The following is a 26,500-nucleotide window of genomic DNA, read 5'->3' as shown; positions in this document are numbered from 1 at the left end:
GGGCCATTCTCCGCGCCGCCGCGCCGCCCTGTCAACCGCGCCGCTCCGTTTCGCGCAACTTGCGTCGCAAACGCAGGTTATCCGCCACAGACGACACCAATGCAAGCGTCATCAACGCGACTACCGCGTCTGCATCCAGGTAGTGCCAAAATGCCCACGCGCCAAACGCGCAGGCAATGGCTGATATCAAAAGCAAGAGCTGATCTTTCATCACCGAATCCCCGCAGCCGGTAGCGTCGCACAAAAGCGAGAGTAGCGCCGCACCAGGCGGCGCGTTTTGCGCTTGGGCAAGCGTTGTGCTCAGGCGGCGTAGATGCTCACGGCTTCGACCATGAAAGGTGCGAGGTCGGGGTGGATCTTGTCGAAGTTGACGCGGAAGCGTGGGTCGTCGCGATACGTGGCGGCGAGGCTCGGCAGGTGCGCGCGGTCGGCGGGCCAGAAGTGGCGCATGTGTTCGTGCCAGCGCGCCACCAGGGCCTGCACTGCACCGCTGCCGGCGCCTTGCGGCATGGCGACCGCCAGCTCGGCGTAGATGGCGTTGCCTTCATCGATCAGGGCTTGTTGCTTGCCGTCGCCGTAGCCCTGCCATTGGCGGGCCGAATCCTGCACGACTTCCTTGCCGTATTTCTGTTCCGCTTCCAACTGGTGCTTGTCGTGCTTGTCACGCAGGCCGTCGAAGAGCTGTACTGGTTTCATGCTGTGTTTTCCTTTCAGGTGGAGGATGGTCTTGTCCACCGTGGAAATCAGTCCTTGCAATTCCTGCAGCCGGGCAGCCAGTGCCTGCTTGTGGCTTTGCAGCGCCGCCAGGACGTCGAAGCCAGGTTGCGACATGATGTCGCAGATGGCGGCCAGCGGCACGTCCATCTCCCGGTAGAACAGGACTTGCTGCAGCCGCAGCAGGTCTACTTCGTTGTAATAGCGGTAGCCGTTGTCGCCAATGCGCGAAGGCTTGAGCAGGCCGATGCTGTCGTAGTAGCGCAGCGTGCGGCCGGTGGCGCCGGTGATGTCGGAGAGCTGTTTTACGGTGAACATGCAGCCATCCTCAAGGTTGACGCGACGTCATGGTCAAGCACTTTTTCATCCCAGTTCGAAAGTTGTTATGCCGTACTGCTGCGCCAGCGGCAAGCCAGGGTCTTCGCCAGTGTACATGCGCGCCGTTTCAAAGCAGGCATGCATGCCGTGCCGCTCCGCCAGCGCCACGGCTGCGGCATTCGGCTCGGGCACGTCGAGGAATACCGGTTCCCCGGCCGGCACGCGGCCACGCAGCGCCTGCATCAATTCCTCGGCCACTTCCGGCGACGCTGCGCACAGCGGGCCGATCTTGAAGCCCGCGCGGCACGGCCGCAGCACGGCATAGCCAAGCAGTGCGCCGCCAGTTTCACGCACGCCGAACGCCACGCTGCCTTCCTGCTGCAACCAGCAGCGCATGAATTGCTCACGGTCGGCGGGAAAGAAGACGCGATCATACGCCAGCACATCGCGCATATCGTGCGGTCCCAGCGGCAGCACGCGATCGGCAGCGGGAACGTCGCTGCCCCGGCCTTCATAGCGCACATTGCGGTGCGCCAGCCTGAAACCGGAACGCGCGTAATTGGCCTGCTGGGCCGGCACGCCGTCCAGTCCCACGTTGCGCCCTTCGAGTCGCGCCATGCCGGCGCGCCAAAGCGCCATGCCATGGCCCTTGCCACGAAACTCCGGCCGCACGATATAGCCGCCGATAAAACCAAATCCGGCGCCGTAGCGCACCGCGAAGATGCTGGCCACCGGCTCGCCATCGATCTTGCCGAGAAGGAAGCCGTCCGGGTCGGCGGCATAAAAGCTGCCTGCATCCTGCAGTCCGGGATTCCATCCCTCAGATGCGGCCCAATCGAGCACCATTTCCAGCTCGGGCAGGGTCATCGCACGAATATCCATATCAGGCTCCATCCTCCGCATCGTAAGCCGCAAACGCGGCCCGCACTGCATATTCCCATGCAGCGCTATCCTGTTCGTACAGGAAGTTGGCCGCCGCCGGCGTCGCCGCTTCCAGCGCGCTACGCCGTCGATACAGGAACACCGTCGTCCAAGCCACGCTGGGCGGCGCGAATTGCTTCACCAGTTCGAAGGCCGGGTGCGGCATCGGAAACGTGACCGTCGTTACCAGGGCCCCTTCCGGCAACTCCCGCGCCAGCTTGCCGGCGAGCCGGTCCATCATTGGCGCGAAACAGGTGCTGTAGATATAGACCATGCTCGCGTCCGAGACATCGGCTTCAAACATGTCCTGGTGCAGCAGCCGCACGCGGGCCGCAACCCTGGCCGCCGCCGCGGGATCTTCCGCCACGCCTGCCGCCAGCATCTGCGCCAGCCGCACCTGCGCCATGTCATTGCGGTAGCCAAGCAGCTCGACGCCCGTGCAGCGCATGCCGGGCAAGGCCAGCGCCGCACTCAGGACGACCTTGCCAAGGCCGCTGCCAAGGTCGATGAAATGGCCGTGCAGGGGCAGCCAGGGTGCCACCGCTTCGAAATAGTTGTCGAGTTCCTGCTGCGTGAATTCGCCGTAAATCAGGCGGCCATCGTCGACCAGCCATTGCGCCAGATCCGCGTCGGAGATCTCGGCCAGCCCGTGCGAAGGCGCTCGCTCCGGCAGCATGCCGTGCTGCTGGATGCCTGCCGGTACGCAGCCTGCAATCAGGCGCCGATGCGGCTTCAGGCGCGCGATCAGGGTTTCGCGCAGCTCCTTCTTGCGGAACGCTTCGCGCACCGCCAGGCCGTTTTCGACGTAACGGGCAAGCACAGCGTCGTCAATAACGGGCCTTACGTGCTGCGCGCCGCTTGTGATTGCCCGCCGCATCGAAAGCATGGTTTCCCCCTCACCGTTGATTATCCACTTTACAATAAAAAAACCGCCCCAGGGGGGCGGTTTTCGCAGCAAGCGGATTGCGGCTTAGAAGCGGTAGTTCAGCGATGCGGCATAGGTGCGGCCAAGCTGGCTGAAATGCGAACCGTCGTAGGTCACCATGTCGTAGCGGCCGTTGAAGGTGATCAGGTTGCGCTGGATGGCCTTGGCGTTCGGGTCGTCGATGATCTTCTGGCCTTCGGCGTTCAGGGCCTTGAACTCCCACTCAGGGGTGGTGTTGAACACGTTGTTGACGTTGAACGACACGGTCACGTTCGGCATCAGGTTGTAGTTGAGGGCGAAGTCGGTGACGTTCTTGGTCTTGAACTTCGTTTCCAGGTTGCTGTCCAGGCCAGCCTGGCGGAACCGGGTCGGGCCGAACACGGTATTGTTGACCGACAGGTTCAGCTTCTTGTAGTCCCAGTCGGCGCCGAGGATGGTCTTGAACTTCGGACGCGAAGTGAACATCAGCGCTTCCTGGGTCGCATCGAGCACGGACTGCCCGGCGTTCGCCACAATCGTAGGATTCTTGACCGCGCCGTCACGCTCGTTCTTGTGCGTGTAGTTGCCGGACAGGTTCAGGGTCAGCTTGCCGTCCGCCAGCGGGATATTCTTGCGCGACAGCACGTAATCCAGACCCTCGGTCCGAGTCTTCACTGCGTTGACGAAGAAGCTGACGGAAACGATGCCATTTGCCGCCAGGATCTGGTCCAGCTGCTGGGAAGGATCGCCGGTCGGCACGATTTCCTTGCCCAGCACGATGCGGTCCTTCACCTTGATGTTGTAGTAGTCCAGGGTGGCGCTGGTGTTTTCATCCGGTTTCAGACCCAGGCCCAGCGTGATGTTGTCGGACTTCTCCGCCTTCAGCTTAGGCACGCCCAGCGCAGCGGCTTGCGCCGACACGTTGTTCACCAGGCCAGACACCTGGATGCCGCCGCCAGGCACGAAGGAGTACTGCGCCTTCTGCGTGTAGATCTGAGCCAGCGACGGCGCGCGGAAGCCCTTCGAGGCCGATGCGCGCAGCGTCACCCAATCGTTCGCCTTGTAGCGGGTAGACAGCTTCCACACGAATGCGGAGCCGAAATCGGTATATTTTTCCCAGCGGCCGGTACCATCAACCAGCAGGTCCTTGCTGATGTCCCAGGTCGAGCCGGCATACACGCCATAGTTGGAGCGCGACGATGGGAAAGAGTTGTCCGGATGGTTGCCCGCGAAGGAGTCCGCCCCGCTGCCCTGCCACGATGCGCGCTCGCCCGCCTTCACTTCGAACTTCTCGTGGCGCAGTTCAGTACCGGCGTAGAAGTTGACGGTATCGGTCAGCTGCCGGGAGATGTCGCCGTTGAACACGTAGTGCTGGAACTCCACGCCGCCAGCATAGAAGTGGGTCGGCGAGTGCTCGGTGCTGGTACCCGCCAGGACGGCGTCTTCCATGCTGCGGTTGACGGAGTGGTCGACGTCGTACTTCTGCTTGTTGCCGCCGTAGGTCAGGCTGAAGTCTGCATTCCAGCCGGCCAGGTCCATCTTCACGCCGCCGGTGGCATTGTAGTCGTCCAGCGTGCCGTCGAAGGTCGGCTGATAGCCCTCGTACGGGGTTCCTGCAGGGTGCAACAAACCGTAATCGGTCGGACGCCAGTAAGGAGTACGGTAGTTCGCGAAGGAGTTGATCTTCTTGTTCACATACGCCGCGTTGGCGTAGATCGCGACGCCTTCGCCGATATCGTAGCGGGTATTGAACAGGCCCTTGTAGGCCTTGGTCTTCGGCGAGCCGTTGATGTTGCGGGCGTCAGGATATTTCGACAGGAAGGCCTGCACTTCAGAAAGCGGCGCGCCGAAGTCGCTCGATTCGCCGGCTGCGCTTACCGCGCCGGAGCGGCTGGCCAGGTTCACGCGCGACGCATCGATGGTGTAGTTGAAGAAGCCGCGGTCGCCGCCCAGCGCGAAGCCCTGGTTGACGCTCAGGCCGCCCATGCCGCCATCGTGTTCGTGGGTGATGCCGGCACGCGCCGTGACGGAGCCGCCTTCAGCATTGTCCTTCAGGATGATGTTGACCACGCCGGCGATCGCGTCGGAGCCGTATTGCGCCGAAGCGCCGTCGCGCAATACTTCGATGCGCTTGATCGCATCGGCAGGGATGGCCGAAATATCGGAGCCGGATTCGCCGCGGCCTGGCGAGGTCTGGGTGTAGACCAGCGAGCTCATATTCTTGCGCTTGCCGTTGATCAGGATCAGCACGCGGCTCGGGCCCATGTTACGGATTTCGTACGGGTCCAGCAGCGAGGTCGCGTCATTGACCGGGGTCTGTACGGTATTGAAGGAAGGGACGCGGAACTGCATCGACTTGTCGAGGGTGACTTGGCCGGTCTTGGTCAGTTCGCGCGAGCTCAGCACGTCAACCGGGACCGGGGTATCCACCATGGTGCGCTGCGAGCCGCGGCTACCGGTCGAAACAATGACCACCTTCTGGATCTCGTCGGTGGTGCTGTCGGCAGCCTGCTGCGCCTGGATAGGCGCAGCATCCTGTGCTTGTGCGTGGGCCTGGCCCAGCAGCACAAACGGGCTGGCGGACAACATTAATGCTGCAATCGGAAAATGTTTATTCATGTATTTCTCTCTTCCATACAGATTTTAAAAAAACTAGGGAAGAATTTATATGCAACATTTTCATCCGTCTATTATTTCCCGTTTTACATGCACAAATACAACATGTATGGATCTTTTTTATGAAGTCGCCTGGAACATAAAAATGCCGTGATAATCTTTATGGCATGAGCTACAAAAGCCTCTGCGTGCTGCTGGCGCTGCTGACCGGCATGGCTGCCCATGCCGCGAAAGGCCCGCCGCTGCGCCTTTGCTACGAAGATGTCGACCAGAGGCCATGGAGCACGCCCGCTGGAAAAGGCCTGAATTTTGAATTATTAAAGCGAGTTGAATTACTCCTGAATGAACAATTTATTTATTCACCGAAACCTTGGAAGCGTTGCCTAAATGAATTAAAACTTGGCCAGGTGGATGCAGTAGTCGGTGCAGCGGATGCAATTGACCGCCGCGCATGGTCGCGCATTCCCCAATTGCCCGACGGGCGCGAAGATCCTGGCCGGGCCTTATTTGAAGACGCCGCCCTGGTCTTCCTGCGCGTGGGCGGTAAAGGCAGCTGGGACGGCCACGAATTGCTGGCGCCCGGCAAGGTCGTGATCGTGCAGACCGGCTACCTGGTCGGGCAGCAGTTGCGTGAACGCGGCTATATTCCCCATGACACCGTGAAGTCGGCTGCCGACGCCCTGCGCATGCTGACCACGGGCAGCTTCGACGTCGCCATCCTGCAGGGACTGGAAGCGAGCAAGCTGGTGCACGAAGATCCCCGCTTCAAGGGGAAGGTCCAGCAGGCCGAGTTGCCCTATTCCACTGTCAACCTGTACCTGATGGTGGGACGCGGCGCCTACCAGCGCGATCCGCAACGGATCGAGGCCATCTGGCAAGCCATCGGCAGCGTGCGCCAGGCACGCGATTACCGGCAAATCGAAGAGGCGGCAGGCATAAAACATTTCCATTAATATTTCCAAGGAGGAAATTTTATGGTTAAATAAATGGCATGAATTCCCTTCTCGACGGACGCCTGTCCTTGACCACCCCCGAAGGCGTGCGTTTGCTGCTTGTTCCTGCCGGTCCGGTGGCACGCGGCTACGCATGGGCCATCGACTTCGTTGCCTGGGGCATGGGGGCAAGCTTCCTCATCTCGATCCTGGGCGCGGTCATCCCTTCCGAAAAACTGTTAAACGGCGTGACGGCGATCGTGTTCTTCCTTGCCTACTGGGCCTACCCGGTGTTGTGCGAGGTATACGCCGGCGGCCGCACGCTGGGCAAGCACATCGTCGGCCTGCAGGTGCTGCGCGCCAACGGCCTGCCGGTGCGCTGGCGCGAGTCGGTGCTGCGCAACCTGCTGATGGTGGCCGACTTCCTGCCGCTGCTGTATGCCGCCGGCCTGCTGGCCATGCTGTGCGACCGCCATTTCCGCCGCCTGGGCGACATCGTGGCCGGTACCCAGGTGGTGTACCGCGACAAGCCGCCCAAGCGCGTCGAAGTGCCCGATGCGGCGCCGCTGCCGCTGCCCTTTCCGCTGACGCCGGAGCAGCAGCGTGCGCTGGCCGACCTGTTTGCCCGCGAAAGCCGCCTGCCGCACGCGCGCATGCTGGAACTGGCCGATATCGCTGAGCCGCTGACCGGCCGCGAGGGCGACGCTTCGCTGGAACGCTTGCGCGGCATGGCCGCAGGATTGGTCCGATGAAGCAAGCGCAGTTTGAGGCAACTTACGGTCCCCTGTGGAGCGAGATCGATACCCTGCTGGCCAAGCGCGCCAAAGGCCGCGAAGCCCTGCCCGAACAATACCGCCGCCTGTGCCAGTGCCTGGCCCTGGCCGGCCAGCGCGGCTACTCGCCGCAGCTGGTGTCCTACCTGCACGGCCTGGTGGCGCGCTGCCACCACGCCCTGTACGGGGTGGCGGCCGAACGCCCGACCGTGCTGCTGCAATGGCTGCGCGCCGACTTGCCGCGCCGCGTACGCGCCGAATGGAAGCTGCTGCTGCTAGTGCTGTGTTGCCTGCTCGGGCCGGCCATCGCCATCGGCGCGCTGGTATGGCACGACTCGCACAACGCCTTCATGTTCGCCTCGCCGGACGAACTGACGCGCATGCACCAGATGTACGCCCCCTCCAGCATGAAGACTGGCCGCGGCGGCAGCGAAGGCGACCTGCAGATGTTCGGCCACTACATCTGGAACAATGTCTCGATCGGCTTCCGTACATTCGCCAGCGGCATCTTCGGCGGCGTGCCCGCCTTGCTGAGCGTCCTGTTCAACGGCATGAAAATGGGCGTGGTGGCCGCCTGGCTCAGCCTCGATCCGGCCACCCGCAGTAATTTCTGGTCCTTCGTGGTGACCCATTCCAGCTTTGAACTGACAGGCCTGGTGCTGTCCGGCGTGGCCGGCGTGCGCCTTGGCATGGCGCTGGTCAAGCCGGGCCGCCTGAGCCGCCGCCGCGCCCTGCAGGAAGCCAGCGTCCAGATGTATCCGGTGGTGGCCGGCGCCGCCCTGCTCACCGTGCTGGCAGCCTTCTTCGAGGCCTTCTGGTCGGCCAGCGCCTTTGCCCCGGCCGTCAAATACAGCGTCGGCGCAGTGTGCTGGGCCCTGGTTTTCCTGTTCTTCGGTTTCGCCGGCCGCGAGAAAGGCGTGCATGCAACTCGATAAGCTGCGCCTTGATTTGCGCCCGCGCAGCAATGCGCAAGGCCTGGACCTTGGTTTCGCCCTGCTGCATGCGGGCGGCGCCGACGTATGGCGCGCCTGGCTGGCCCTGTGGCTGCCGCTGTCGGCGCTGGCCGTGCTGATCAGCTGGTACTACCCTGACCTGGCCCTGGGCTGGCTGCTGCCATGGTGGCTGCGCCCCCTGCTGGAACGCGCGCCGCTGCACGTGCTGGCACGCCAGGTTTTCGGCGAACAGACCAGCTGGCGCGACGCCCTGCGCGCCTGGCCGCGCGAGCTGGGCGGCGGCTGGTTCCGCATGCTGACCTGGTGGCGCCCCTTCATGGCCGGGCGCGGCCTGCACCAGCCGGTATGGGTGCTGGAACGCGCCCGCGGCAAGGTCGCCACCGCGCGCCGCGCCACCATTGCCCGCAACGGCACCGGCGGCGCCGCCCTGATGTTCGGCAGCACCTGCGCCACCTTCGAATTCGTGCTGATGATGGGCGTGCTGGCCCTGATCGGCCTGTTCATGCCGGGCGAGTCGCCCAATCCCTTCGCCCTGTTCGGCTTGACCGACCAGGGCTCCCTGCAGGCAGCCCTGGGCACGGCGGCATGGTGCCTGGCCTGTGCCATCATCGGCCCGGTCTACACGGCCTGCACGTTTACCCTGTACCTGAATCGCCGCGCCACGCTGGAAGCCTGGGATATCGAAATCGTGCTGCGCCAGCTGCGTCCTCCGGCACGGCCGGCCGCGGCGCGCCACGTCGCCAGCGTGCTGATGGCAGCCCCGCTGCTGGCCATGGCCTTGCTCGGCATGCCGCCGCCGGTGCAGGCAGCCGCGCCGGCCGCCAGCGCCCCGCCCGTGGTCCCCGCATGCGAGCCGCCCGACGGCCTCAGGAAACAGGACAGCGGCCGCGGGCCCGACCTGTCGCCGCAACAAGCCGCAGTGCGGCGCCAGCTCGACGAGGTTTTCGCGCACGAAGACTTGCGCGGCTATCGCTGCGGCGAACAATGGGAGCTGCGCGTTCCGCCGGAAAAGGAACAGGTAAAGCCGAAGACCCCGCCGCTGGTGCCGCGCTGGCTGGCCGCCATCCTGGCCGGCGTGTTCAAGTTTGCCCTGATCGCCGGTGCGGTTGCCCTGGTGTCCTGGCTTCTGTGGCGCTATGCCGCGCCGCTGCGCTTCAGCCTTGCGGCAGCGCCCGAGCCCAGGCTGGCCACGGAGGTGGGCGGCCTCGATATCCGAGAAGAGAGCCTGCCGGCCGATGTGGCCGGCGCCGTGCGCGCCTTGTGGCAGCAAGACCAGCAGCGTGCCGCGCTGGCGCTGCTGTACCGCGCCACGCTGTCGCGCCTGGTCAGCCGCCAGTCACTCAAACTGCACCACGGCGCGACGGAAGGCGAATGCCTGGCGCAGGCGCGCAGCGCCAACGCCGCCGGCACGCTCGATAGCGCCAGCCTGGCACTGGCCGACCAGGCCACCACGCTTTGGCTGAACGCGGCCTATGGCGCGCGCTGGCCGGCCGCTGAAACGGTGGCGGCGCTGTGCTCAAGCTGGCAAGCACACTTCGACCGCGAGGCAGCATGAAGCGGAGCTATTCAATCATCATCGCCATCGTTGCCGTGCTGCTGGCCGGCGCCGGCTACGAGTTATGGCACCTGTACTTCCACAAGGTGTGGCGCGGCCAGCACCACATATCCGAAGCGCAGGCAAAGAACCCGATGCTGGCGGCCACGCGGCTGCTGGAAGCGCGTGGCCACAAGGTGCGCGTGGAGCCCGTGCTCAGCTACCAGCTGCTGAACCAGTTGCCGGACGGCGTCATGCTGCTGTCGCGCTATGCACGCCCGCCGGACGAACGCCAGGCCAGGCTGCTGCTGGACTGGGTCCGCCGCGGCAACACCCTGATCATGACCCCCGACTGGGTTGACGACACCGACGCCGGCGAAGCCGGTCCGGATGGCGCCCCCGATCAGTCGACCGACCCTTTGGGCAAGCACTTTGGCGTGGCAATGTCGGGCCGCACCCGCATGGACGACACATGCCGCATCGATCCGCTGGAGGCAAGCCGCCGCGAGAAGCGCGCTGCCGCCAGGGCCGGGCAACAAGGCGCCGAGGACGAGGAAGACGAGGAAAGCGAGACAGGCGAAGAAGAAACGGCGGCCGCGAAAGAGCCCGCCGGCCCGCCGCGCCTGGTGTGCCTCAACGCGCCGGGCGCCGCCAACACCATCGAGCTGGCCCGCCCTTCCGATACCCTGCAACGCATCGAAGGCAAGGGCCCGAAACCGCTGTGGGGCGACACCTACGAGTTGGCCGTGCTGGTGTATGGCGAAGGTCGCGGCAAGGTCGCCATGGTGGCGGTCGATGCCGCCGACAGCTATTTCGACAACGACGCGCTGCGCCAGTTCGACCACGGCGAGCTGCTGCTGTTGCTGGCCGGGCAAAGCGGGCCCAATGCCCAGGTGATGCTGGTGCAGCACAACGAGCCGGTCGGCTGGGCAGCCTGGCTGTGGCAGCACGCCCGCCTGGTCGTGCTGGGCCTGGCCGCCCTGCTGCTGCTGTGGACCTGGAGCGCCTCGCGCCGCTTCGGCCCCATGCTGCCGGAAGCAGCCACTGCGCGCCGCGCCCTGATCGAGCATATCGAAGCCAGCGGCCGCTGGCTGTGGCGCCTGCCGCAAGGGCGCGCCCTGCTGCTGCAGGCCGTGCGCAAGAGTACCGAGAAGCAGCTGCTGCGGCGCCTGCCGGAACTGCACGCCCTCGGTCCGGCCGAACGCGCGCGCCGCCTGGCGCGCCTGGCCAAGCTGCCGGAAGCGCAAGTGAGCGATGCCTTGCTTGGCGCCCCGGCCAGCCGCGCCGCCGACTTCACACGACAAATTTCAATACTCCAACAATTGCGAGCCCATCATGAGCGATAGCATGTCCGCCTCCACCAACAACGCCATTCCGGCCGACCGCCTGGCACAGGCGATCGACATCGTGCAACGCCTGCGCGAGGAAATCGGCCGCGCCATCGTCGGCCAGCAAACGGTGGTCGAACAGGTGCTGGCCTGCTGCCTGGCCGGCGGCCACGTGCTGCTGGAAGGCGTGCCGGGCCTGGGCAAGACCTTGCTGGTCAAGGCCCTGGCCAAGACCTTTGCCGGCGAATTCTCGCGCATCCAGTTCACGCCCGACCTGATGCCGGCCGACGTGATGGGCCATGCCGTCTTCGACCAGCGCCAGCAGACCTTCAGCATCCGCAAAGGTCCGGTCTTCACCCACCTGCTGCTGGCCGACGAAATCAACCGCGCGCCGGCCAAGACCCAGTCCGCTCTGCTGGAAGCCATGCAGGAGCGCCAGGTCACCATCGAAGGCGAAGCGCACACGCTGGAAGCGCCCTTCATGGTGCTGGCCACCCAGAACCCGCTGGAAAGCGAAGGCACCTACCCGCTGCCGGAAGCCCAGCTTGACCGCTTCCTGATCAAGGCGCGCATCGCCTACCCAGGTGAGCAGGAAGAAACCGCGATGCTGCTGGCGGTGACCCAGGACCGCGTCGGCGACGCGCTTGAAGTGGCACAGGTGCGCACCCTGATCAAGCCGGAGATCCTGGTCGCACTGCAGCAGCTGGTGGCCCGCATCCGCGTCGACGAGGCAGTCGCCAACTACGCCGTGCGCATGGTGCGCGCAACACGCCAGTGGCCCGGCGTGGCAGTCGGCGCCGGCCCGCGCGGCAGCATTGCCCTGGTCCGCCTGGCGCGCGCCATAGCCCTGATGGCGGGCCGCGATTACGCCACCCCTGACGACATCAAGCAGGCCAGCCTGCCGGTGCTGCGCCACCGCATCGCCCTGTCGCCGGAAAGCGAGCTCGATGGCCTGGGCGCCGACGACGTGCTGGCTGCGCTGATCGATTCCGTCGCCGCGCCGCGCAACTGATGAAGCCAACCCGCCGTATGTTCCTGGCCCTGATGGGCCTGACCGCGCTCGGCGTGCCGGCCAGCGTCTGGCCGCTGCTGCAGGCGCCATGGCAAGTGCTCGGCGGCGCCCTGCTGCTGGCCGCCGGCGCCGATGCCTTGCTGGCACGGCGTCGGCCTGCCCTGCGCGCGGAACGCAGCATGGCAGGCGTCTTGCCGGTCGGCGCCTGGCACGAAGTGCGCCTGACCCTGCACAACGAGGGCAAGGCCGCGCTGCAGCTTGAGGTGTTTGACGATTACCCAGCAGCTTGGGAACTGGAAGGAATGCCGCATGCGACACGCCTGGCGCCCGGTACGTTTTCCACACTCACCTACCGCGTGCGCCCGCTGGACCGCGGCGACGGCAATTTCGGCAAGCCATGGCTGCGCGTGGCCGGACCGCTGGGCCTGTGGCAGGCCACACACCGCATCGGGCCGCAGCAGACCACCAAGGTATTTCCCGACGTGGCGCGCCTGCTGGGCCAGGCCCTGCGCGCCACCGACCGCCAGGCGCCGACCGCCGGCTCGCTGGTCAAGCGCCAACGCGGCGAAGGCACCGACTTCCGCCAACTGCGCGAATACCGGCGCGGCGACAGCCTGCGCTCGATCGACTGGAAAGCCACGGCGCGCCACCGCAAGCCGATCAGCCGCGAATACCAGCTCGAACGCGACCAGCAGGTAGTATTCCTGCTCGATACCGGCCGCCGCATGCTGGCGCGCGACGACGACACCAGCCACTTCGACCACGCACTGTATGCCGTGCTGACCCTGGCTTTCGTGGCGGGCAAGCAGGGCGACGCGGTGGGGCTGATGAGTTTTGGCGTCGACCATCGCTGGCTGGCGCCGGCCAAGGGCCGCATTGGCCTGGACCGCATGCTGGCCGGGGTCTACGACCTGCAGCCAGGCGAAGCCGCGCCCGATTACCTGCGCGCCGCCAACGACTTGCTGAACCGCCTGAACCGGCGCGCCTTCGTGGTGCTGGTGACCAATGTGCGCGATGAAGACGACGTGGCGCTGCGCCAAGCGGTCGACCTGCTGTCCTCGCGCCACCTGGTACTGTGCGCCAGCCTGCGCGAGCGCGCGCTGGACGCCGCCAGCGTGGCGCCGGTGCAGGATTTCGACGACGCCCTGCGGCTGGCAGCCAGCGAGCATTACCTGCAGCAGCGCCAGGAAGCGATCCGCCGCCTCGGCCTGCGCTCAGGCCACCTGGTCGACGTCGCGCCGGAGCAACTGGCCGGCGCCCTGCTGAACCGCTACCTCGATATCAAAGAAAGCGGAGCGCTGTAAACGCCAGCGGCAAGGCGCAACCGAGCGCCACGCCAAGCTTCACGCCCAGGTCTGCCGGCGCGGGCACCGCGCCGAAACGGTTGGCCTCCGGTGTACCGGGTGCGATAAGCAGGTAGATCAGGAAGATGATCTGCAAGAAGGGGAACAGTAGCAACAGCGCCCACCAGCTGCTGACATCGAAATCGTGCAGCCGCCGGCGCGTCGCCAGCACGATCGCCAGCAGGAAAACCAGCGGGACTGAAAAACTCAAGGCATCGTGGAGCCCGGATTGCAGGGGAATGTATTTTTGCACCCACGCCGTGCCGAAGGCCGTGCCGAGTGCGATGGCGTACAGAAGCGCAACAGGAGCGCCCAGCATGCAGTACGCCACAAACCGCCAGCGCCCGATGCGGCTATTCCAGGAAAACAGCCGCGCCTCGCCGACAGGGGCGAACGGCAGTTCCAGCCCTGCCTGGGGCGCGGCGTAAGGGTTATGCATGCATTACTGGCTGTCTTGCATCTGCGCGGCGCGCGCCTTGGCGGTGTAATCGCTGTAAGCAGGAATCGCAATCGCAGCCATCATGCCGACGATCATGATGATCGGCAGAATCCACGCCAGGATGATCACGCCAGTCGTGTTCGGTGCTGGCGCCGGGCCGTATTCATTGGCACCCTCATCGCCCGAGCCGAACAACAGCCACAGGCCGAAAATGATATTGACCAGCGGGACAATCATCAGCAGGCCCATCCAACCGGACTTGCCCAGGTCATGCAGGCGGCGGCGCACCTGGCTCAGGATGGCAACCAGATACAGGGCATAGCCCAGCAGGCCGCCGATGGCGCCCGCCGCGCCGGCACTGTTGGCGCTGGAGCCAGTCAGTGCGCCCAGGCCCGCCAACAGGAACACAACAGGCATCATCAGCAGGCCTGCGCCGAAACCGTATGCCAGGTAACGCACACGGCCAATGCGGCCACTGAGGGAAAAGAACTTCGGCATGTAGGTCTCGTCGCTGTTGAGGCGTTCGACCAGCGGCGCTTGCGGCATCGAATATGGATTACTCACGGTTGCTCCTAAAGGGGTATTGAATCGTTATTAGAGTTACTACCGAGAAAATTTTACATTATTTTTTTACTAATGTGACCTGGAATTTTGGCCGATCTGGGGCGAGGCAGTGATAAACAGCGTCTTCCAACGTGAGCGCGTGGGAGCCGGCGGTCAGACGGGGCGCGGCGGCAGGACGTCGAGAACTTCCCTTCTTTCTGAGAGCAGAGGCGGCACAACTTGCAGGCCGCCGCCTTCAAGTTCAGCTGCAGCATGGCGCGGGCTAAGTATCGGTGTCGTAATAACGGTGGCGATTGCAATACAGTTAAGGTACCTCACGAAGAATATCCTCAGCCTTCGGGTTGAATCCTTTCTGTCCTTTAAACGTTGAAAGACTGGTTATCGCGAATGGGCTGGGGCTATGCATTTGAAGATAGTCAATAGCCTTTTCAAGAGTTGGAAAGGCCCATGTTTCGTACAGTTCGAATTTCTCGCGGTCCATGTTCTTTTCTTTGATTAGCGCAATGTGAGCAAAATATTCAGCTCCGACTTTTTGGACAGCAAGCGTTATCCAAAACGTTTCACCTCCGCGAGGAAAGCTAAATGAGCTTCCTACTTGTTTCCCGCGCTCGATAAGCGCATTGAATTTTTCATCAATCATCTCTTCGCCGGTAATATTGATAAGCACTTTTTCCCGTCCCTGCGCTCGATATTGATGTGTTGGCATGCGCGCGGCTATGCCTGTGTCAGTCGATAAATCGGCGCCGCGAACTGTCCGCGAACGCGGTGGATGGCCGCCATTCCCTACTTAGGTAATAGTGCGGATTCTGCTGATCCAGCAACTGTTCAATAAATTGCCGGACGAACGAACAGATGGAATTCCAACTGCTCGATTGCTTCAGCTTCCACCGCTTCGCCGGACTGCGCGACTCGAGTCAGATTCGAGGCCGCACAACGATTTGGACTTTCAAGAGCGAGCCGACCAACACCAGCCGGGGTATCTATGGCTATGTCAATCACAAAGCGCCAAGATCGACTGCCCAATGAAGCCTACCGCATGCACATTTAGCTTAGCGCAAAGGCATCAAAGATAAGCCGCTGTCCGAAGTGCAACTGGGCGGCAAAATGCTGCGCTCGACCGGCATGGCCCGCACCACACTCCATCTGAACCGGAAGGCTGCCGCTACTACTTGCGGCGCCTTTGCTACTTAGAGGAGACCATGATTTCAGCCTCTGAGGCGCGAAGTCCGTCTGAACCGCCTAATTCAACGGGTTCGGATAATGAAATGGCATGAAAATAGCGTGGATGACGGCGCCGCCGTTTATGCGGCTATTCCTCGACGCCAACGCTCGGATTGTCAGCCATTCGAGGCGCCCGCTAGTCGAATCTCCTTACACTGGAGGACATTCGCTAAGTTTCCTCTGGCAAATCCGATCAAGATCGGTTATTCCAGACTCATCAAAATCCAAATATTGCTCGATCTCCTCACGCAGCGTTTGTTTTATGTCCGCAATTTTGTTTCCAATATCGTTTTTCACAAAAAAATCCAAAAGCAATTCAGCAGATTCCTGCTTCGTCAAATTCATTTCTCCCATGTTCGTTCCGAGCCGAAATAAATTTACATCAATCCAATTCAGGGAAGCGAAAGAGCTGAACAGGGCATCTTTTTTTATTCCTAGCATATCATCCATTTAATCACCATATATCATCGACGGCGGTTATTTTTTCTTGTGAGCGAACGAATGCTCTCGCCTTTCCGCAAAGATTGCCCTATTGAAATAATAAACAAACTCTGGCTCGATGGAAGGAAGTATCTCCCTAAAAGGCAAAAGACAGCGATCGCATCTTCCAGCACATAAAATTGTTCGGTAGTTGGTGTACTCATTAATTCTCAATTTTATTAAGCCCGCCCTGCGACACTTCAAATAGCCGCATAGAAAGCGGCGGTGCCGTCACGCCCCGTTCCTCTACTACTACTATGATTATCTCTTACCGTACCGTTGCAACATCAACTAATCCACAGTCTTCAAAATTAAAGGTAAAACCAAAAATTTCAATAAGATCAGCCGTTGGATCTATAGGTTCAACTAAATTTCTTAAGGAAAACAAAATTTCAACAGTCTCACCGGATTCGTTTATTTCAACAACAACATCGTAATGCTTCAATGACGCATCGCCCCCTCCGCGCTCCAGATATTTCTCATATGCAAGACTAATAATCTTTAATATCTTGCCTCTATACAGCGCATTACCGGGAAAATTCGATTTTAATTTAGCCCATTCACCATTATTCTCCGTCATAGTTCACCGCTCTAAGTAATTTCATCATTTCTGCACTAAGCATCTCTAGCGGCGATTCTTATCGCATGTAGGTTGTATTAACCAACGAATAGTCCACCAACCGATAGATGTACACCACCCCCATTCCATTTTTGTACATCCCTCTATCCGCCACTTCAAACGGTATTCCATTTACTTCATAAGCTGGGTCTGGCATAAATGCAAAGGAAGTATACCTATTGTCATCCGTAACACTAAAACATATTGAATAACTTTCCAGAGACCATGCGCCCTTTGATAACCGCATAAACTCTGCGTAAGCTAGATTCGCTGCCTTAACGACTTCGCCAGAAAAGATAAAGCTCCGCTGGAAGAGATTATCCAAACCCAGCAACTTATCGTTATAAGAACTCACTTTCAATACCTCCTTGTAGAGCCTCATATTTACCACTTGAGGTACCAAGAAAAATGACCAAGCTTGGCGACGCGCTCCGATGCTTGAGCGACATGTCGATTTCGCGGCTATGCCTGTGTCGGTCGATAAATCGGCGCCGCGAACTGGCCCCGAACACAGTGGACAGCCGCCATTTCCTACTGAGGTAATAGCGGCCCAATTAAGGCTACCGCATGCACATTTAGCGCAAAGGCAGCAAAGATAAGCCGCTGTCCGAAGCGCTACTTGGCGGCAAAATGCCGCGCTTAAGCTGCTTGGCCCGCGCCACAATCCATCTGAACAGGAAGGCTGCCGCTACGGCTTGCGGAGCCTTTGCTATCTGGCAGAGGCCACAATTTCGGCCTCTGAGGCGCGAAGTCCGTCTGAACCGCCTAAATCAAAGGATTCGGGTAGTGAAATGGCATGAAAACTGCGGGGGTCGACGGCGCCGCCGTTTATGCGGCTATTCTTCGACGCCGACACTCAGATTGTCAGTCATTCGAGGTGCCCGACGGTGAGGCTGTTTGATCACGCGCCATTTCCGGTATAGCACCACCACCAATATCTTCATCCAGTAATATACGACGAGCCAAGTTAAATCTCAATGAATTCGAATTACGTCCACTAATTGCAAATTATTTAGATCATATTCGTATCTTATTATTTCAGCAACACTCTCACCACGATTCCCGGAATTTTCATCAGCGGCGAAATTGAATGTAATATAACAGCGCTGCAAATTGTCTTCGATTTCAATTTGCACATCACAACTATTTAATGACTCATCCGCACTTGGCTTTTTCGAAAGCTCCCTATAAGCAAGGCTCATAATTTTCAAAACTTTACCGCGAAACAAAAAGTCTCCCGGATAATTTGTTGTCAAGTAATCCCACGCCTCACTACCACTCTTCATTATTTCCTCGCAAGAAGACACCAAAGCACTTTGCATCCGCATTTAAGCATGTATTTACGCTTATCTCATAAATGTTCTATTTATCAATGCGTAATCCTCGATTCGAAAAACGTACACCACGCCTCTACCGTTTTTGTACATGCCATTTGCCGAAATTTCAAAAGGTAAGCCGTTTATTTCGTAAGCAGGGTCCGGAATAAACGAAAATGATAAGAACTGAAGATCTTTAGTGATGCTGAGACAGATCTCATAATTATCAAGTGACCATTCTCCCTTAGAAAAAGACACGAACTCCTCGTACGCAAGACTTGCCGCCCTTATAACTTTCCCAGGGAGATTAAAGTCTTTCGGATAGTGATCTAATTCCCACATCTGTCCTCCATCAAAATTCATGCTCAATCCCTCCCTGTAAGACCTTGTACTTGCCACTTGGGGTACCTAGATATGACTTGTGGCACTTATTTTTTTGCGATGCGAACATGTGTGTCCGCCTATCCGAGTCAGAAAAATTGTCGCTCTTGAAGCTATCCCGCAACGGATCGCTTGTTCGAATTACACTCCCATTCTTGCCTTCGAGAGAATAATCACCATGCGTATGATAGTCTCCAACCACTGTCGCCCCGCTCGGAACTTGCGGTAAAGCAAAAATTGGCTTGAATGTACGACCGGTTCCAGGAACCGGTATTGTCGCGTAATATTTGCCACCCTTTTCATAAATCAGCCCACCATATTCTTTGTTGTTCTTAATCGCTTTGGCATTCGCGGCATCCAATGCACTACGCGCTACGTCATCGGCACAATTTCCAACGTGAGGAGTGCGCTTCAACCCGTTAGGATCGGTCCACCTCGTCGGGTTCGGTCCATAAATGTAGGGGTTTTCGCCGCCGCTGAGTCCAATAGGATCTTGCGACAGGAAACGCCCTATACTGGGGTCGTAATAGCGATGCCGGTTGTAATGGAGTCCCGTCTCTTCGTCATAGTACTGTCCCTGAAATCGCAGCGCCTGTACCACATTCACCACGCCATAGCGCAGGACCCCGCCCCAGGCTCGATAGCGCGCCGACCAAAAAATCTCTCCGTGGCAATCAATCAACTCAAGTGGCGTACCAAGGTGATCGCACTGATAATGAAGCACGTGGTCAGCGCTGGAGTTGCCGTCAGCCTGCTCGAACCGTTGCATCCATTCTGCACGATGGACCTGCGCCTTATTGAATTCCTGCTGCACCTGCCAAAACTCGACATGTGCATCCGGATCATTTTTGACGCCGGGTAGCGCCCATTCCTCTATGCGACATAGATGACTATTGGCCGGCTTATAACAAGCAGCCCCTTCCCCCGATTCGATTCGGGCGAGGGGCACAAAACTGTTCGGTTCGTAGAGATATGTGATTGTTTTGTCCGGCCACACCTCTTGCAACAAGGTGTCGCCATCCCAGACGAAGAGCGTGAGACTGTCCGTATCGGTAACCTCGGCGGACGGCGCGGCATTCCTGGCGTCCCAGCGTTGTGAGGTCAACTGCTTGGCAATGCGCCTTCCAAATGCATCGTAGCTGTAGCGTGCAATTTGCCGAGAATGAGCAAAGGTGCGGGTGGCTGTCGTCAGTCTGTTTTCTGTATCGTAGGAAAATTCAAGGACGCCTTCATCGTTGGCACTTGCTGCCACGCGCAAGCGCTTGCTAATGGTGTTCCCCTGCACATCGTATTCATACACATACCCCATGTATTGTCGCAGCAAGTTATGCGTGACTTTGGCCAGCTTTGGCGGAATGGCCGCTATATTGGTTGGCTGCTCATCCAATTCACGCAGAACCTTGCGGGTGTCGATTTGAACCGGATTCCCACTTACATCTGAATCCAGTAAATTGCCGGCAGGATCGAAGGCAAACGTTTCCTTCAAGTCGCGCTGAGTTGCTGAGAGCAACTGACCGAGCGGGTCATAGGTGTAGCGGGTACTGCCGCTTGATAGGTCGTCGATTAGCGTCAGATTGCTCGCAGCGTCATAATCGTAACGTCGCTCACGCAGGCGCTCAGCTCCTTTACTCAATGTGAAGGTGCGCAGACGCGATTGCGGGTCGTAGCTTCGGCTCTCCGTCAGCCGTTCCCGTTCGCCCCCAAGCTGGCGCGTAGTTTCTCGATGCAGCTGGTCGCGTTCCAAATCGACCAGTGATTTACCTTGCCATAACGTGCCATGCCAATGGCCAGAACCGTAGCGCAGCGTGTCGATACGGCGGCCGTTGGGCAGGATAGTCTGAATACGATTGCCCAGCTCATCGTAGGCATGGGTCATCGTAAAGGCCGCCACATACTCTCTTGGGGTGTCAGGTAGGCGTGGGGCGGCCAGCGCATAAGCGACACGTTCGTCAACCAATTGGCCTAGCGGGTCATATTCAAAGCGATTCTCGGCCTGCGGCGACGTCACCGCAATCAAGCGCCCAAGCGCATCGTAGGCGTAGCGCACCGCGCCATCGGGGCTGCTTTTCGCCAGCAGTTGGCCCAGCGCGTCGCGGGCAAAATCAGTTTGCACGCCATTGCAGGCAGCGCCAATCAGCTGGCCCGCCTGGTTGTACGTGTAGGTCGTGGTCTTGCCATCGAATCCTGTTTCGCTGACCAGCCGGCTTTCGGCGTCATAAGCAAAGCGATATGACTCGCCATTACCATTGATCAGTTCGATCAAGCGGAGCGCCTTGTCGTAGACATAGCTTAGTGTCTGACCTTTGGCGTCGATGCGTTCGATTGGCTGGCCATGCCCATTGTAGCGATAGCGCGTGACCTGGCCTTTGCCGTCCGTATAGGCAAGCAGTTGCCCTTCGGCGTCGTATTCAAATTGCTCTGTCGTTTGATTGGGGCGCGTTACGGCTGCGAGCTGGCCGTGGGCATTGTAGACGTAATGGCTGGTATTGCCGGCGGCGTCGATATGCTCGGCCAGGCGGCTATTCCGATCATAGTTGTAGCGCGTGGTAAAGCCGGAACAATCGGTGTACGCAGCCAGTCGACCGCCCTGGTCATATACAAGGCGCTTAGTGCCGCCGCGTGCATCTGTCAGCAGCGACAGGCGTCCTTGCGCATCGTAGGCATAGCCGGTGCTGTGACCCAATGCATCGATGCGCTCGACGATGCGTCCGGCCTCGTCATAACGGCTACGAGTGGTATGGCCCAGCGCATCGGTGACGGCGATGGGCTGGTTGTGGCCATCATATTCGATATGGGTCGTATGGCCTTGGGCATCGGTGATCGACGTCAGGTTGCCGGCAAGGTCGTACTCGTATCGTGTGGCATTGTGTTCGGCATCGGTTTCGGCCAGCAGCATGCCGTCACGGTCCCATTCGCGCCGTCCCAGTACGCGTGCGTTGCCATCAGGTCCAATGCGGCGCACGCATGTCGCGAGCCAGTTGGCGTTGAAGCTGTATTCCAGTACACCGCCGTCAGCTTCAGTGACGCGGGTGGTGTCGGCATCAACATAGTCGATCTGTACTTCGCCATTTCCGTCGGACGTGCTGGTGCGTATGGCGCGCGCCTGATAGCTGTTGTTGAAGTTGATCGGATGGCGTTCAGCGAGTTGTGGGGATCCGAGTAGGGAGCCAGCCCAGCGTTCACGTAGAAAGGCCAGGCTGACCCATTCCAGCCCGTGCGCGAACCCTGTGTAAGTGGTGTATTGCCTAAGCAGGTGATGCTGATAGCTGTAGGTACGCGATTGGCCGGCCAGGTCAGTTTGCTCTACCAGATCACAGCGCAGTGGGAATGGGGTGAGAGGATCGCTGGCGTCAATGAGGCTGGCTTCGTACCTGTAGCGCACCAGGCACTGGCGGCTGCCATCGGCGTCGACTCGTTCAACACGGCCAATACGTGGCATTGCTACTGGCGCATCGTCAGCCACCTCTTCTGGTAGATAGTCAGCACGCAGCGCTTCGAGCGCCAGCCCGTCGTCGGTGCGAATACGCAGCAGCGATTCTCCGGGTTTGGCCTCGTGGATGCGCTCGATTTGGATGCCCTTGCCGTCACGGCCAGCGTGCCGGGCCAGATAGTACCGTTGGGCGCGCACCGGAGCGCGTGGCGCCAGCATTGCGTTGACGCCTTCGTGACCATGCGGCAGCCAGCCATCCGGTCCTGAGAGGTAGGTATCGTTCGCCCCATCGCGCCAAACCAGCGTGATCTGATTTTCGCTGTCGCGGCGCAAGGTAAAACCTTCGGCTCTGCTATCGTGCTCCTGGCCGATGGCGAGCATGGGCAAGCGCAGTGCACGCCCGCTGTCGTCATGATAGACAATGCCTTGGGCGCAAACTGAGATTGAGCTCGTGAAAGGCGTCGCCCAACGCGCGCCCAATACGCCCCAGTCTTCCGTTTCGGAACCGGATCGATACGTCCGGACCCACTCCAGGGGTGTCGGTCCTTCCAATACAAAGTCCGTTTGTTGCAGGATTTCTTCCCCAGTGCCAAAGTGCACAGGGCGTTTGCTTTTCACGGGTTTGCCGCCCGGCGCGCCATTTTTGGGGCAGCAGTCGGACGGTTTGTCCGCTTTTTCTCCCTTGGGCTTCTTGGTCTTCCCACCATCATGCCCTTCCTTGTCGCCTTTGCCACCATCCGCTTTCTTGGGTTCTGGCGGCGCTTTCTTGGGCGGTGTCGGGGTCTTGCCTGGTACGGCATTCTTCTTGGCTGCCAGTTTCTTGATCCAACCGCCGACGAAGGGCAGCTTTTTCAGAGCGAGGTTTTCCGCAGCGTTCCATGCCATATCGCCGGCCATGCCCATCACGTCAGGCGCCTTTCCGGTGAGGACGAAGTTGGCGGCATTATCAAGTGCAGTAGCCGTCGAATCAACGGCAAGCCCCGTAGCAGCCACGCCGCCGCCAACAGTAGCACCGGCTGCAGCGCCAGTCTCCATCACAGCCGCTGCCGGCAAGCCGACGCCGGTGGCGCCGACCGCAAGTCCAGCGCCGCCCAGCGCGGCGCTGCCCATGCCGATCTTGCCGCCGACATCCATTGCCTTGCCGCCGAACTGGTGCATCGGTTCGGAGTACTTATCCTTGTATTCCTGTGCAGCCTCTTTCAACGTCGGCAGTTCGACACCAAGAATTGTCAGCCGCGGACGCGGCGCTTGCACCTGGCGTTCGTGAATACGTCCGATCGTATTCTTGTCGTTCATGTAGATCAGGCGCGATTCCTGTATCGTCTGCGCGCCATTCGATCCCTTGGTCGAACTGAACTCCATTGGCTGCGCGCGCTTGAGGTAGGTCTGGCTCTTGATGCCACCCAAGGTGCCTCGTTCATCACCTGTGATGTTCGGGATGAAGCTCTTGTTGTGCAGCAGGACCGGTTCGCCCTGGGTCTTGACATTTCTTGAGGCGTCGGCCGCGTCCTTGAATTCCCCCTTGATGTTGTAAGGGAGTACGACAACGCTGCTTCCCACTGGCGTCTTGCAGAAGTCCGGACTGAGGCTTACGCAGTAGAAGCGTTTCGATTTGGTGACTGTTTCGTGAGCCATGGCGATTCTTGTTGCGGGTTGTGTGGTGTATCAGGCGGCCAGGGGAGCGGGTCCAGGCTGGGCGGACGGCCATTCGTTCAGGCGTGCCAGCTGCTCGGGTTCGGTAGCGTGCATCAGGCGAACGTCCTCGAATTCTCCGTCGGCGACAATGGCAAGCCGCCACACCAATTCAAGCCGTTCGGCTTCCATATCGATCACGACAGTGTCGATCGCCAGCGGCAGGACCGCAATCCCTCCCGCCTCCGTTGCGCCCATGACAAACAGCGACTGCTGCGGCAAGGTGAAGGCCAGGTGACGGTTGCCCGCTTGGTCAAGCTGCGCCAGGGTCGATGAAGGATGCGACAAGTTGGTCAGCCGGAACTGCTCGCCGCCAACCAGGTGCGGACACTGCTGGTCATCCGGGGCACCATTCCAATAGCGGAAGTCGAAATCCTTGGGCAGAAGCGGTATCTCGTTTTCCTGCCAGTCGGACTTTTCTTCGACCGTACCGACCAGCGTGCGGCGGGGCAGCCACCCACGCCCCACATATCCCATGCCGGCAGTTTCCAGGTCGGTTTGTCCTTGGGCTACCTTCCAGAACAAGTCCGCACTGAACGGCCGCGCCGGATACTCAATGCAGGGCGCTGGCAGTTCGGAAGTCCGGGTCGCGTCCAGGTACCACTTCCTGCTGAAACCACAGCCTGCCGGGTTTTGCTGGCTGCTGTCGTGCGCGTCCGGGGCGCCAGGCGGCGTTGGATAATTGGCGGCCTGCCCATCTTTCAGGCGGTGCTTCTTTGGAATCCGTTTCGTCAGGCCACTGGCGCGCTCCACGCGGCACTCGCCGCCAAAAGCCGACTCGTAGCGCAGCGGGACAGCCGTTGCCGGCTCTGCGGATGTCAGTCGCCACGGCGCGGCACGCAGCAAGCCCCCCAGCCATCGAACAGGCGCGGCACGGCGACGCAGATAGCGCTTCCCCGTCACGTTCAAGGTCTTATCGACCAGGACCTTGCCGGGTAGGCGTGTTCGCTCCGCGATTTCCAACTGCCGCTGCCATTCCTCGAAAACAGCGGGCGACAAAGCCTGCATGGGATTGAGTGGGCGCGGCCGCTCGGGGGTCGGCGCCGGCGCATCAGGATGACTCAGCCGCAGCCCGACATGGAAATGCGGCACCTTAACGTTGGCTGGTGGATGGGCTTCGCCGATAACCACGACATCGCAGAGCGGCTTGTACGGCGCCAGGTCGCTTTCTACCCGTACGCTCTTTTCCAGATCGTCATCATAGTGTTGGTCTTTGTCGTACAGCGGCAGCGGCTCATCGGTTGGAATGAGCCTGGCCATGCCAGCGGTTTCACCCGGCGCCATGCGGTATCCTGTCTTGGCGACGATCACGTGAAACGCAACGCCGTTCTGGTCGAGGGTATCGAAGTGCAGCGCGTCGAACTCGGTACGGTTATCAAATCGCAGGCTGGGAATGGATGGAATCACTGTTATTTCAGGAGAATAATTTTCGGCCGACACTATATTATTAAAATAATAACGTCGTTGTAAATGCGATTTTCAATCGTGCGCAGCCCGCCAAGACGCAGGGCCGATTTCGATACAACACCGCGCTTGCGGCTTGCACCGGCGACTGCGATACTTTCTTTAAAGACTGGACGGTTGCACCAATTCACGAACGCCGCCATGCATCCCTCACTCAAGTGCCAGGGCAAGTTTTCCCTGAACTGGACCTACCTGAATGCCATCGCCTCCGGCGTGTCGGCCATCGACCTCGGCGGCCTGGCCCTGCGCAACCAGCATGACGCGCGCCAGTTCGTGCGCGAATACGGCTTCGACATCGACAACCCGCATGCGCGCGCAGTGATCGCCCGCGCCCACGCTGAAGCGCTGGATTTCATCTGCACCAGCTTCCTGGCCCCCGTGCAGGCCGCCCTGGTCCCGCCGGAAGTGATGGCGCCGGAAGACCCGCTGGACTTGCTGGTATTCGCTTCCCTGCACGGCAATGAGCAAGTCGAGCTGCGCCGCATGTGGTCTTGCGCCGTGCTCAAGGTCATGCACGGCATTTTCTACATCGATAACAACCTCAAGCTGCGCTACTTCAACACCATTCGCCAGCAAGTGTTTGCTAGCCTGGACGAAGTGATCCGCGAAGAGGACGGCCAGTTCTACCTGAGCGATGGCGAAACCTGCCTGCCCTTGCTGCACTTTGACCGCAAGAACAACAAGAGCCGCGGCAGTATCCTGCTGAAGCTGCTGCAAAAGGCCGCCTACCTGGCTGCCGACATCTTCGACCACCTCGGCGTGCGGCTGGTGTTCAACACGCGCTTCGAATGCCTGCTTGCCCTGCGCACCCTGCAGCGCGCCCACCTGATATCGGTCACCAATGTCGACTCCCAGCGTACCCGCAACACCCTGCTCGACATGGAGGCCGCGAAGGAAGTGTTCACCCAGTACCGCTGCCTGCTGGAAGCGGCCGACGGCTACCCGGCTGAATTACTGGAAAAGATGGATGCGGAGCTGATGGCGATCTCGTCGCCGCAAACTCGGGCCGACAACCCGCATAGCGGCGCCGGCTTCAACAGCATCCAGGTCACGGTCCGCAAGATGATCCACCTGCCGCCGGACGACCCGGCAAGCGGCGGCCCCGACTACGACGTCGGCTTTTTCTTCGAGTACGAGATCCAGTTGATGGACAAGGCCAGCCATGGCCGCACGCTGGAAGGCCCAGCCAGCCATGACGCCTACAAGAAGCGCCAGGTCGAGACAGCGCGCCTGCGCGTGCTCGGGCGCGACCTGCTGCGCTACCTGGAAACCCGGCCCTCGGAGCAAGCCGCCTAGTGCGGCCTGACGCCTTCCGGCGCGCCTGTCGTGGCGCCGGGCGGCATCGCATGTTCCGGCGGCATGCCTTCATGGATCATGCCGCGGATGGCGCTGCGCAGTTCAGGACTGTCCGCATGCTTGTGGACCGAGACGGCGTGCTGGACGGCCACTTCCAGCAGCTCGTCTTCGTTGTCTGCCGATATCGCGACGCTGCATTGCGCATCGCTGGGGAATTCGCGGCAGTCGATATATTTGCGGGTCATGGCGG

At 60.4% G+C, this 26,500-nt stretch carries 23 protein-coding genes; 8 read left to right on the top strand and 15 right to left on the bottom strand.

The annotated features are described in order from the left end of the window. Positions 1–31: 31 nt before the first annotated feature. The 5 genes from ACN9MW_RS05435 to ACN9MW_RS05415 form a co-directional block, all read right to left on the bottom strand. A complete protein-coding gene (locus ACN9MW_RS05435) occupies positions 32–211 on the bottom strand; it encodes a hypothetical protein (protein WP_426168355.1) in 180 nt (59 codons plus the stop codon). A gap of 89 nt (positions 212–300) precedes the next feature. After that, a complete protein-coding gene (locus tag ACN9MW_RS05430; RefSeq protein WP_426168352.1) occupies positions 301–1,032 on the bottom strand; it encodes a MerR family transcriptional regulator in 732 nt (243 codons plus the stop codon). 45 nt (positions 1,033–1,077) lie between these two features. Next, positions 1,078–1,914 (bottom strand): GNAT family N-acetyltransferase, encoded by an 837-nt coding sequence (locus tag ACN9MW_RS05425; RefSeq protein ID WP_426168349.1) that lies wholly within the window; start codon positions 1,912–1,914, stop codon positions 1,078–1,080. A gap of 1 nt (position 1,915) precedes the next feature. Then, positions 1,916–2,839, bottom strand: a complete 924-nt coding sequence (locus tag ACN9MW_RS05420; RefSeq protein WP_426168347.1) for a histone methylation protein DOT1-like protein — start codon at positions 2,837–2,839, stop codon at positions 1,916–1,918. A gap of 84 nt (positions 2,840–2,923) precedes the next feature. Continuing rightward, the gene (locus ACN9MW_RS05415) at positions 2,924–5,476 is read right to left on the bottom strand and encodes a TonB-dependent receptor plug domain-containing protein (RefSeq protein WP_426168345.1); all 2,553 of its coding nucleotides are present in this window, start codon (positions 5,474–5,476) and stop codon (positions 2,924–2,926) included. 404 nt (positions 5,477–5,880) lie between these two features. Between ACN9MW_RS05415 and ACN9MW_RS05410 the strand changes: the two genes are divergently transcribed. The 7 genes from ACN9MW_RS05410 to ACN9MW_RS05380 are packed head-to-tail and all read left to right on the top strand — an operon-like array spanning position 5,881 to position 13,309. Continuing rightward, a complete protein-coding gene (locus ACN9MW_RS05410) occupies positions 5,881–6,426 on the top strand; it encodes a hypothetical protein (RefSeq protein ID WP_426168343.1) in 546 nt (181 codons plus the stop codon). Between the two features lie 38 nt (positions 6,427–6,464). Continuing rightward, entirely contained in the window at positions 6,465–7,157 is a 693-nt protein-coding gene (locus ACN9MW_RS05405) for an RDD family protein (RefSeq protein ID WP_426168341.1), read from the top strand. Continuing rightward, positions 7,154–8,113 carry a stage II sporulation protein M gene (locus ACN9MW_RS05400; RefSeq protein ID WP_426168339.1) on the top strand — a complete coding sequence of 320 codons (960 nt, stop codon included), beginning with the start codon at positions 7,154–7,156 and terminating at the stop codon, positions 8,111–8,113. Before ACN9MW_RS05405 ends, ACN9MW_RS05400 begins: the two co-directional genes overlap by 4 nt. Further along, on the top strand, positions 8,100–9,686 hold the full coding sequence (locus ACN9MW_RS05395) for a hypothetical protein (RefSeq protein WP_426168337.1): 1,587 nt from the start codon (positions 8,100–8,102) through the stop codon (positions 9,684–9,686). The genes ACN9MW_RS05400 and ACN9MW_RS05395 overlap by 14 nt, the downstream gene beginning before the upstream one ends. Beyond that, complete coding sequence (locus ACN9MW_RS05390) at positions 9,683–11,011, top strand: DUF4350 domain-containing protein (protein ID WP_426168334.1); 1,329 nt, start codon at positions 9,683–9,685, stop codon at positions 11,009–11,011. The genes ACN9MW_RS05395 and ACN9MW_RS05390 overlap by 4 nt, the downstream gene beginning before the upstream one ends. Continuing rightward, a complete protein-coding gene (locus ACN9MW_RS05385) occupies positions 11,001–12,005 on the top strand; it encodes an AAA family ATPase (protein ID WP_426168332.1) in 1,005 nt (334 codons plus the stop codon). Before ACN9MW_RS05390 ends, ACN9MW_RS05385 begins: the two co-directional genes overlap by 11 nt. Continuing rightward, positions 12,005–13,309 (top strand): DUF58 domain-containing protein, encoded by a 1,305-nt coding sequence (locus tag ACN9MW_RS05380; RefSeq protein ID WP_426168330.1) that lies wholly within the window; start codon positions 12,005–12,007, stop codon positions 13,307–13,309. The genes ACN9MW_RS05385 and ACN9MW_RS05380 overlap by 1 nt, the downstream gene beginning before the upstream one ends. On the opposite strand, the gene ACN9MW_RS05375 is transcribed toward ACN9MW_RS05380, so the two are convergent. The 9 genes from ACN9MW_RS05375 to ACN9MW_RS05335 all read right to left on the bottom strand — a co-directional run bounded on the left by ACN9MW_RS05375 (position 13,287) and on the right by ACN9MW_RS05335 (position 24,897). Continuing rightward, positions 13,287–13,787, bottom strand: a complete 501-nt coding sequence (locus ACN9MW_RS05375; RefSeq protein WP_426168328.1) for a DUF805 domain-containing protein — start codon at positions 13,785–13,787, stop codon at positions 13,287–13,289. The genes ACN9MW_RS05380 and ACN9MW_RS05375 overlap by 23 nt on opposite strands. A 3-nt stretch (positions 13,788–13,790) precedes the next feature. Beyond that, positions 13,791–14,351, bottom strand: coding sequence for a DUF805 domain-containing protein (locus ACN9MW_RS05370; protein WP_426168326.1), 561 nt, complete (start codon positions 14,349–14,351; stop codon positions 13,791–13,793). A 304-nt stretch (positions 14,352–14,655) separates the two neighbouring features. Continuing rightward, complete coding sequence (locus ACN9MW_RS05365; protein ID WP_426168323.1) at positions 14,656–15,057, bottom strand: hypothetical protein; 402 nt, start codon at positions 15,055–15,057, stop codon at positions 14,656–14,658. A 665-nt stretch (positions 15,058–15,722) separates the two neighbouring features. After that, positions 15,723–16,022 (bottom strand): hypothetical protein, encoded by a 300-nt coding sequence (locus ACN9MW_RS05360; RefSeq protein ID WP_426168320.1) that lies wholly within the window; start codon positions 16,020–16,022, stop codon positions 15,723–15,725. A gap of 298 nt (positions 16,023–16,320) precedes the next feature. After that, the gene (locus ACN9MW_RS05355) at positions 16,321–16,632 is read right to left on the bottom strand and encodes a hypothetical protein (protein WP_426168318.1); all 312 of its coding nucleotides are present in this window, start codon (positions 16,630–16,632) and stop codon (positions 16,321–16,323) included. 58 nt (positions 16,633–16,690) lie between these two features. Then, positions 16,691–17,026, bottom strand: coding sequence for a hypothetical protein (locus tag ACN9MW_RS05350; protein WP_426168315.1), 336 nt, complete (start codon positions 17,024–17,026; stop codon positions 16,691–16,693). Between the two features lie 619 nt (positions 17,027–17,645). Continuing rightward, positions 17,646–17,957 (bottom strand): hypothetical protein, encoded by a 312-nt coding sequence (locus tag ACN9MW_RS05345; protein WP_426168312.1) that lies wholly within the window; start codon positions 17,955–17,957, stop codon positions 17,646–17,648. Between the two features lie 382 nt (positions 17,958–18,339). Beyond that, on the bottom strand, positions 18,340–23,433 hold the full coding sequence (locus tag ACN9MW_RS05340) for an RHS repeat-associated core domain-containing protein (RefSeq protein ID WP_426168310.1): 5,094 nt from the start codon (positions 23,431–23,433) through the stop codon (positions 18,340–18,342). A 30-nt stretch (positions 23,434–23,463) separates the two neighbouring features. Continuing rightward, a complete protein-coding gene (locus ACN9MW_RS05335) occupies positions 23,464–24,897 on the bottom strand; it encodes a DUF2169 family type VI secretion system accessory protein (protein ID WP_426168307.1) in 1,434 nt (477 codons plus the stop codon). A gap of 198 nt (positions 24,898–25,095) precedes the next feature. Here ACN9MW_RS05335 and ACN9MW_RS05330 point away from each other — a divergent pair, with 198 nt between their 5' ends. Then, entirely contained in the window at positions 25,096–26,250 is a 1,155-nt protein-coding gene (locus ACN9MW_RS05330; protein ID WP_426168305.1) for a TIGR04552 family protein, read from the top strand. Here ACN9MW_RS05330 and ACN9MW_RS05325 read toward each other — a convergent pair. Then, positions 26,247–26,495 carry a DUF1059 domain-containing protein gene (locus ACN9MW_RS05325; RefSeq protein ID WP_426168303.1) on the bottom strand — a complete coding sequence of 83 codons (249 nt, stop codon included), beginning with the start codon at positions 26,493–26,495 and terminating at the stop codon, positions 26,247–26,249. The genes ACN9MW_RS05330 and ACN9MW_RS05325 overlap by 4 nt on opposite strands. Positions 26,496–26,500: the final 5 nt, after the last annotated feature.

Source organism: Pseudoduganella sp. R-34, from assembly GCF_049904655.1.
Taxonomy (GTDB): domain Bacteria; phylum Pseudomonadota; class Gammaproteobacteria; order Burkholderiales; family Burkholderiaceae_D; genus Rugamonas.
This window is presented reverse-complemented; position numbering and strand designations above follow the sequence as displayed.

What these genes read in the sequence shown, in the direction of transcription:
- ACN9MW_RS05435 (WP_426168355.1), bottom strand. Translation starts at nt 211, where the DNA reads ATGAAAGATCAGCTCTTGCTTTTGATATCAGCCATTGCCTGCGCGTTT.
- ACN9MW_RS05430 (WP_426168352.1), bottom strand. Translation starts at nt 1,032, where the DNA reads ATGTTCACCGTAAAACAGCTCTCCGACATCACCGGCGCCACCGGCCGC.
- ACN9MW_RS05425 (WP_426168349.1), bottom strand. Translation starts at nt 1,914, where the DNA reads ATGGATATTCGTGCGATGACCCTGCCCGAGCTGGAAATGGTGCTCGAT.
- ACN9MW_RS05420 (WP_426168347.1), bottom strand. Translation starts at nt 2,839, where the DNA reads ATGCTTTCGATGCGGCGGGCAATCACAAGCGGCGCGCAGCACGTAAGG.
- ACN9MW_RS05415 (WP_426168345.1), bottom strand. Translation starts at nt 5,476, where the DNA reads ATGAATAAACATTTTCCGATTGCAGCATTAATGTTGTCCGCCAGCCCG.
- ACN9MW_RS05405 (WP_426168341.1), top strand. Translation starts at nt 6,465, where the DNA reads ATGAATTCCCTTCTCGACGGACGCCTGTCCTTGACCACCCCCGAAGGC.
- ACN9MW_RS05400 (WP_426168339.1), top strand. Translation starts at nt 7,154, where the DNA reads ATGAAGCAAGCGCAGTTTGAGGCAACTTACGGTCCCCTGTGGAGCGAG.
- ACN9MW_RS05395 (WP_426168337.1), top strand. Translation starts at nt 8,100, where the DNA reads ATGCAACTCGATAAGCTGCGCCTTGATTTGCGCCCGCGCAGCAATGCG.
- ACN9MW_RS05390 (WP_426168334.1), top strand. Translation starts at nt 9,683, where the DNA reads ATGAAGCGGAGCTATTCAATCATCATCGCCATCGTTGCCGTGCTGCTG.
- ACN9MW_RS05385 (WP_426168332.1), top strand. Translation starts at nt 11,001, where the DNA reads ATGAGCGATAGCATGTCCGCCTCCACCAACAACGCCATTCCGGCCGAC.
- ACN9MW_RS05380 (WP_426168330.1), top strand. Translation starts at nt 12,005, where the DNA reads ATGAAGCCAACCCGCCGTATGTTCCTGGCCCTGATGGGCCTGACCGCG.
- ACN9MW_RS05375 (WP_426168328.1), bottom strand. Translation starts at nt 13,787, where the DNA reads ATGCATAACCCTTACGCCGCGCCCCAGGCAGGGCTGGAACTGCCGTTC.
- ACN9MW_RS05365 (WP_426168323.1), bottom strand. Translation starts at nt 15,057, where the DNA reads ATGCCAACACATCAATATCGAGCGCAGGGACGGGAAAAAGTGCTTATC.
- ACN9MW_RS05360 (WP_426168320.1), bottom strand. Translation starts at nt 16,022, where the DNA reads ATGGATGATATGCTAGGAATAAAAAAAGATGCCCTGTTCAGCTCTTTC.
- ACN9MW_RS05355 (WP_426168318.1), bottom strand. Translation starts at nt 16,632, where the DNA reads ATGACGGAGAATAATGGTGAATGGGCTAAATTAAAATCGAATTTTCCC.
- ACN9MW_RS05345 (WP_426168312.1), bottom strand. Translation starts at nt 17,957, where the DNA reads ATGAAGAGTGGTAGTGAGGCGTGGGATTACTTGACAACAAATTATCCG.
- ACN9MW_RS05340 (WP_426168310.1), bottom strand. Translation starts at nt 23,433, where the DNA reads ATGGCTCACGAAACAGTCACCAAATCGAAACGCTTCTACTGCGTAAGC.
- ACN9MW_RS05330 (WP_426168305.1), top strand. Translation starts at nt 25,096, where the DNA reads ATGCATCCCTCACTCAAGTGCCAGGGCAAGTTTTCCCTGAACTGGACC.
- ACN9MW_RS05325 (WP_426168303.1), bottom strand. Translation starts at nt 26,495, where the DNA reads ATGACCCGCAAATATATCGACTGCCGCGAATTCCCCAGCGATGCGCAA.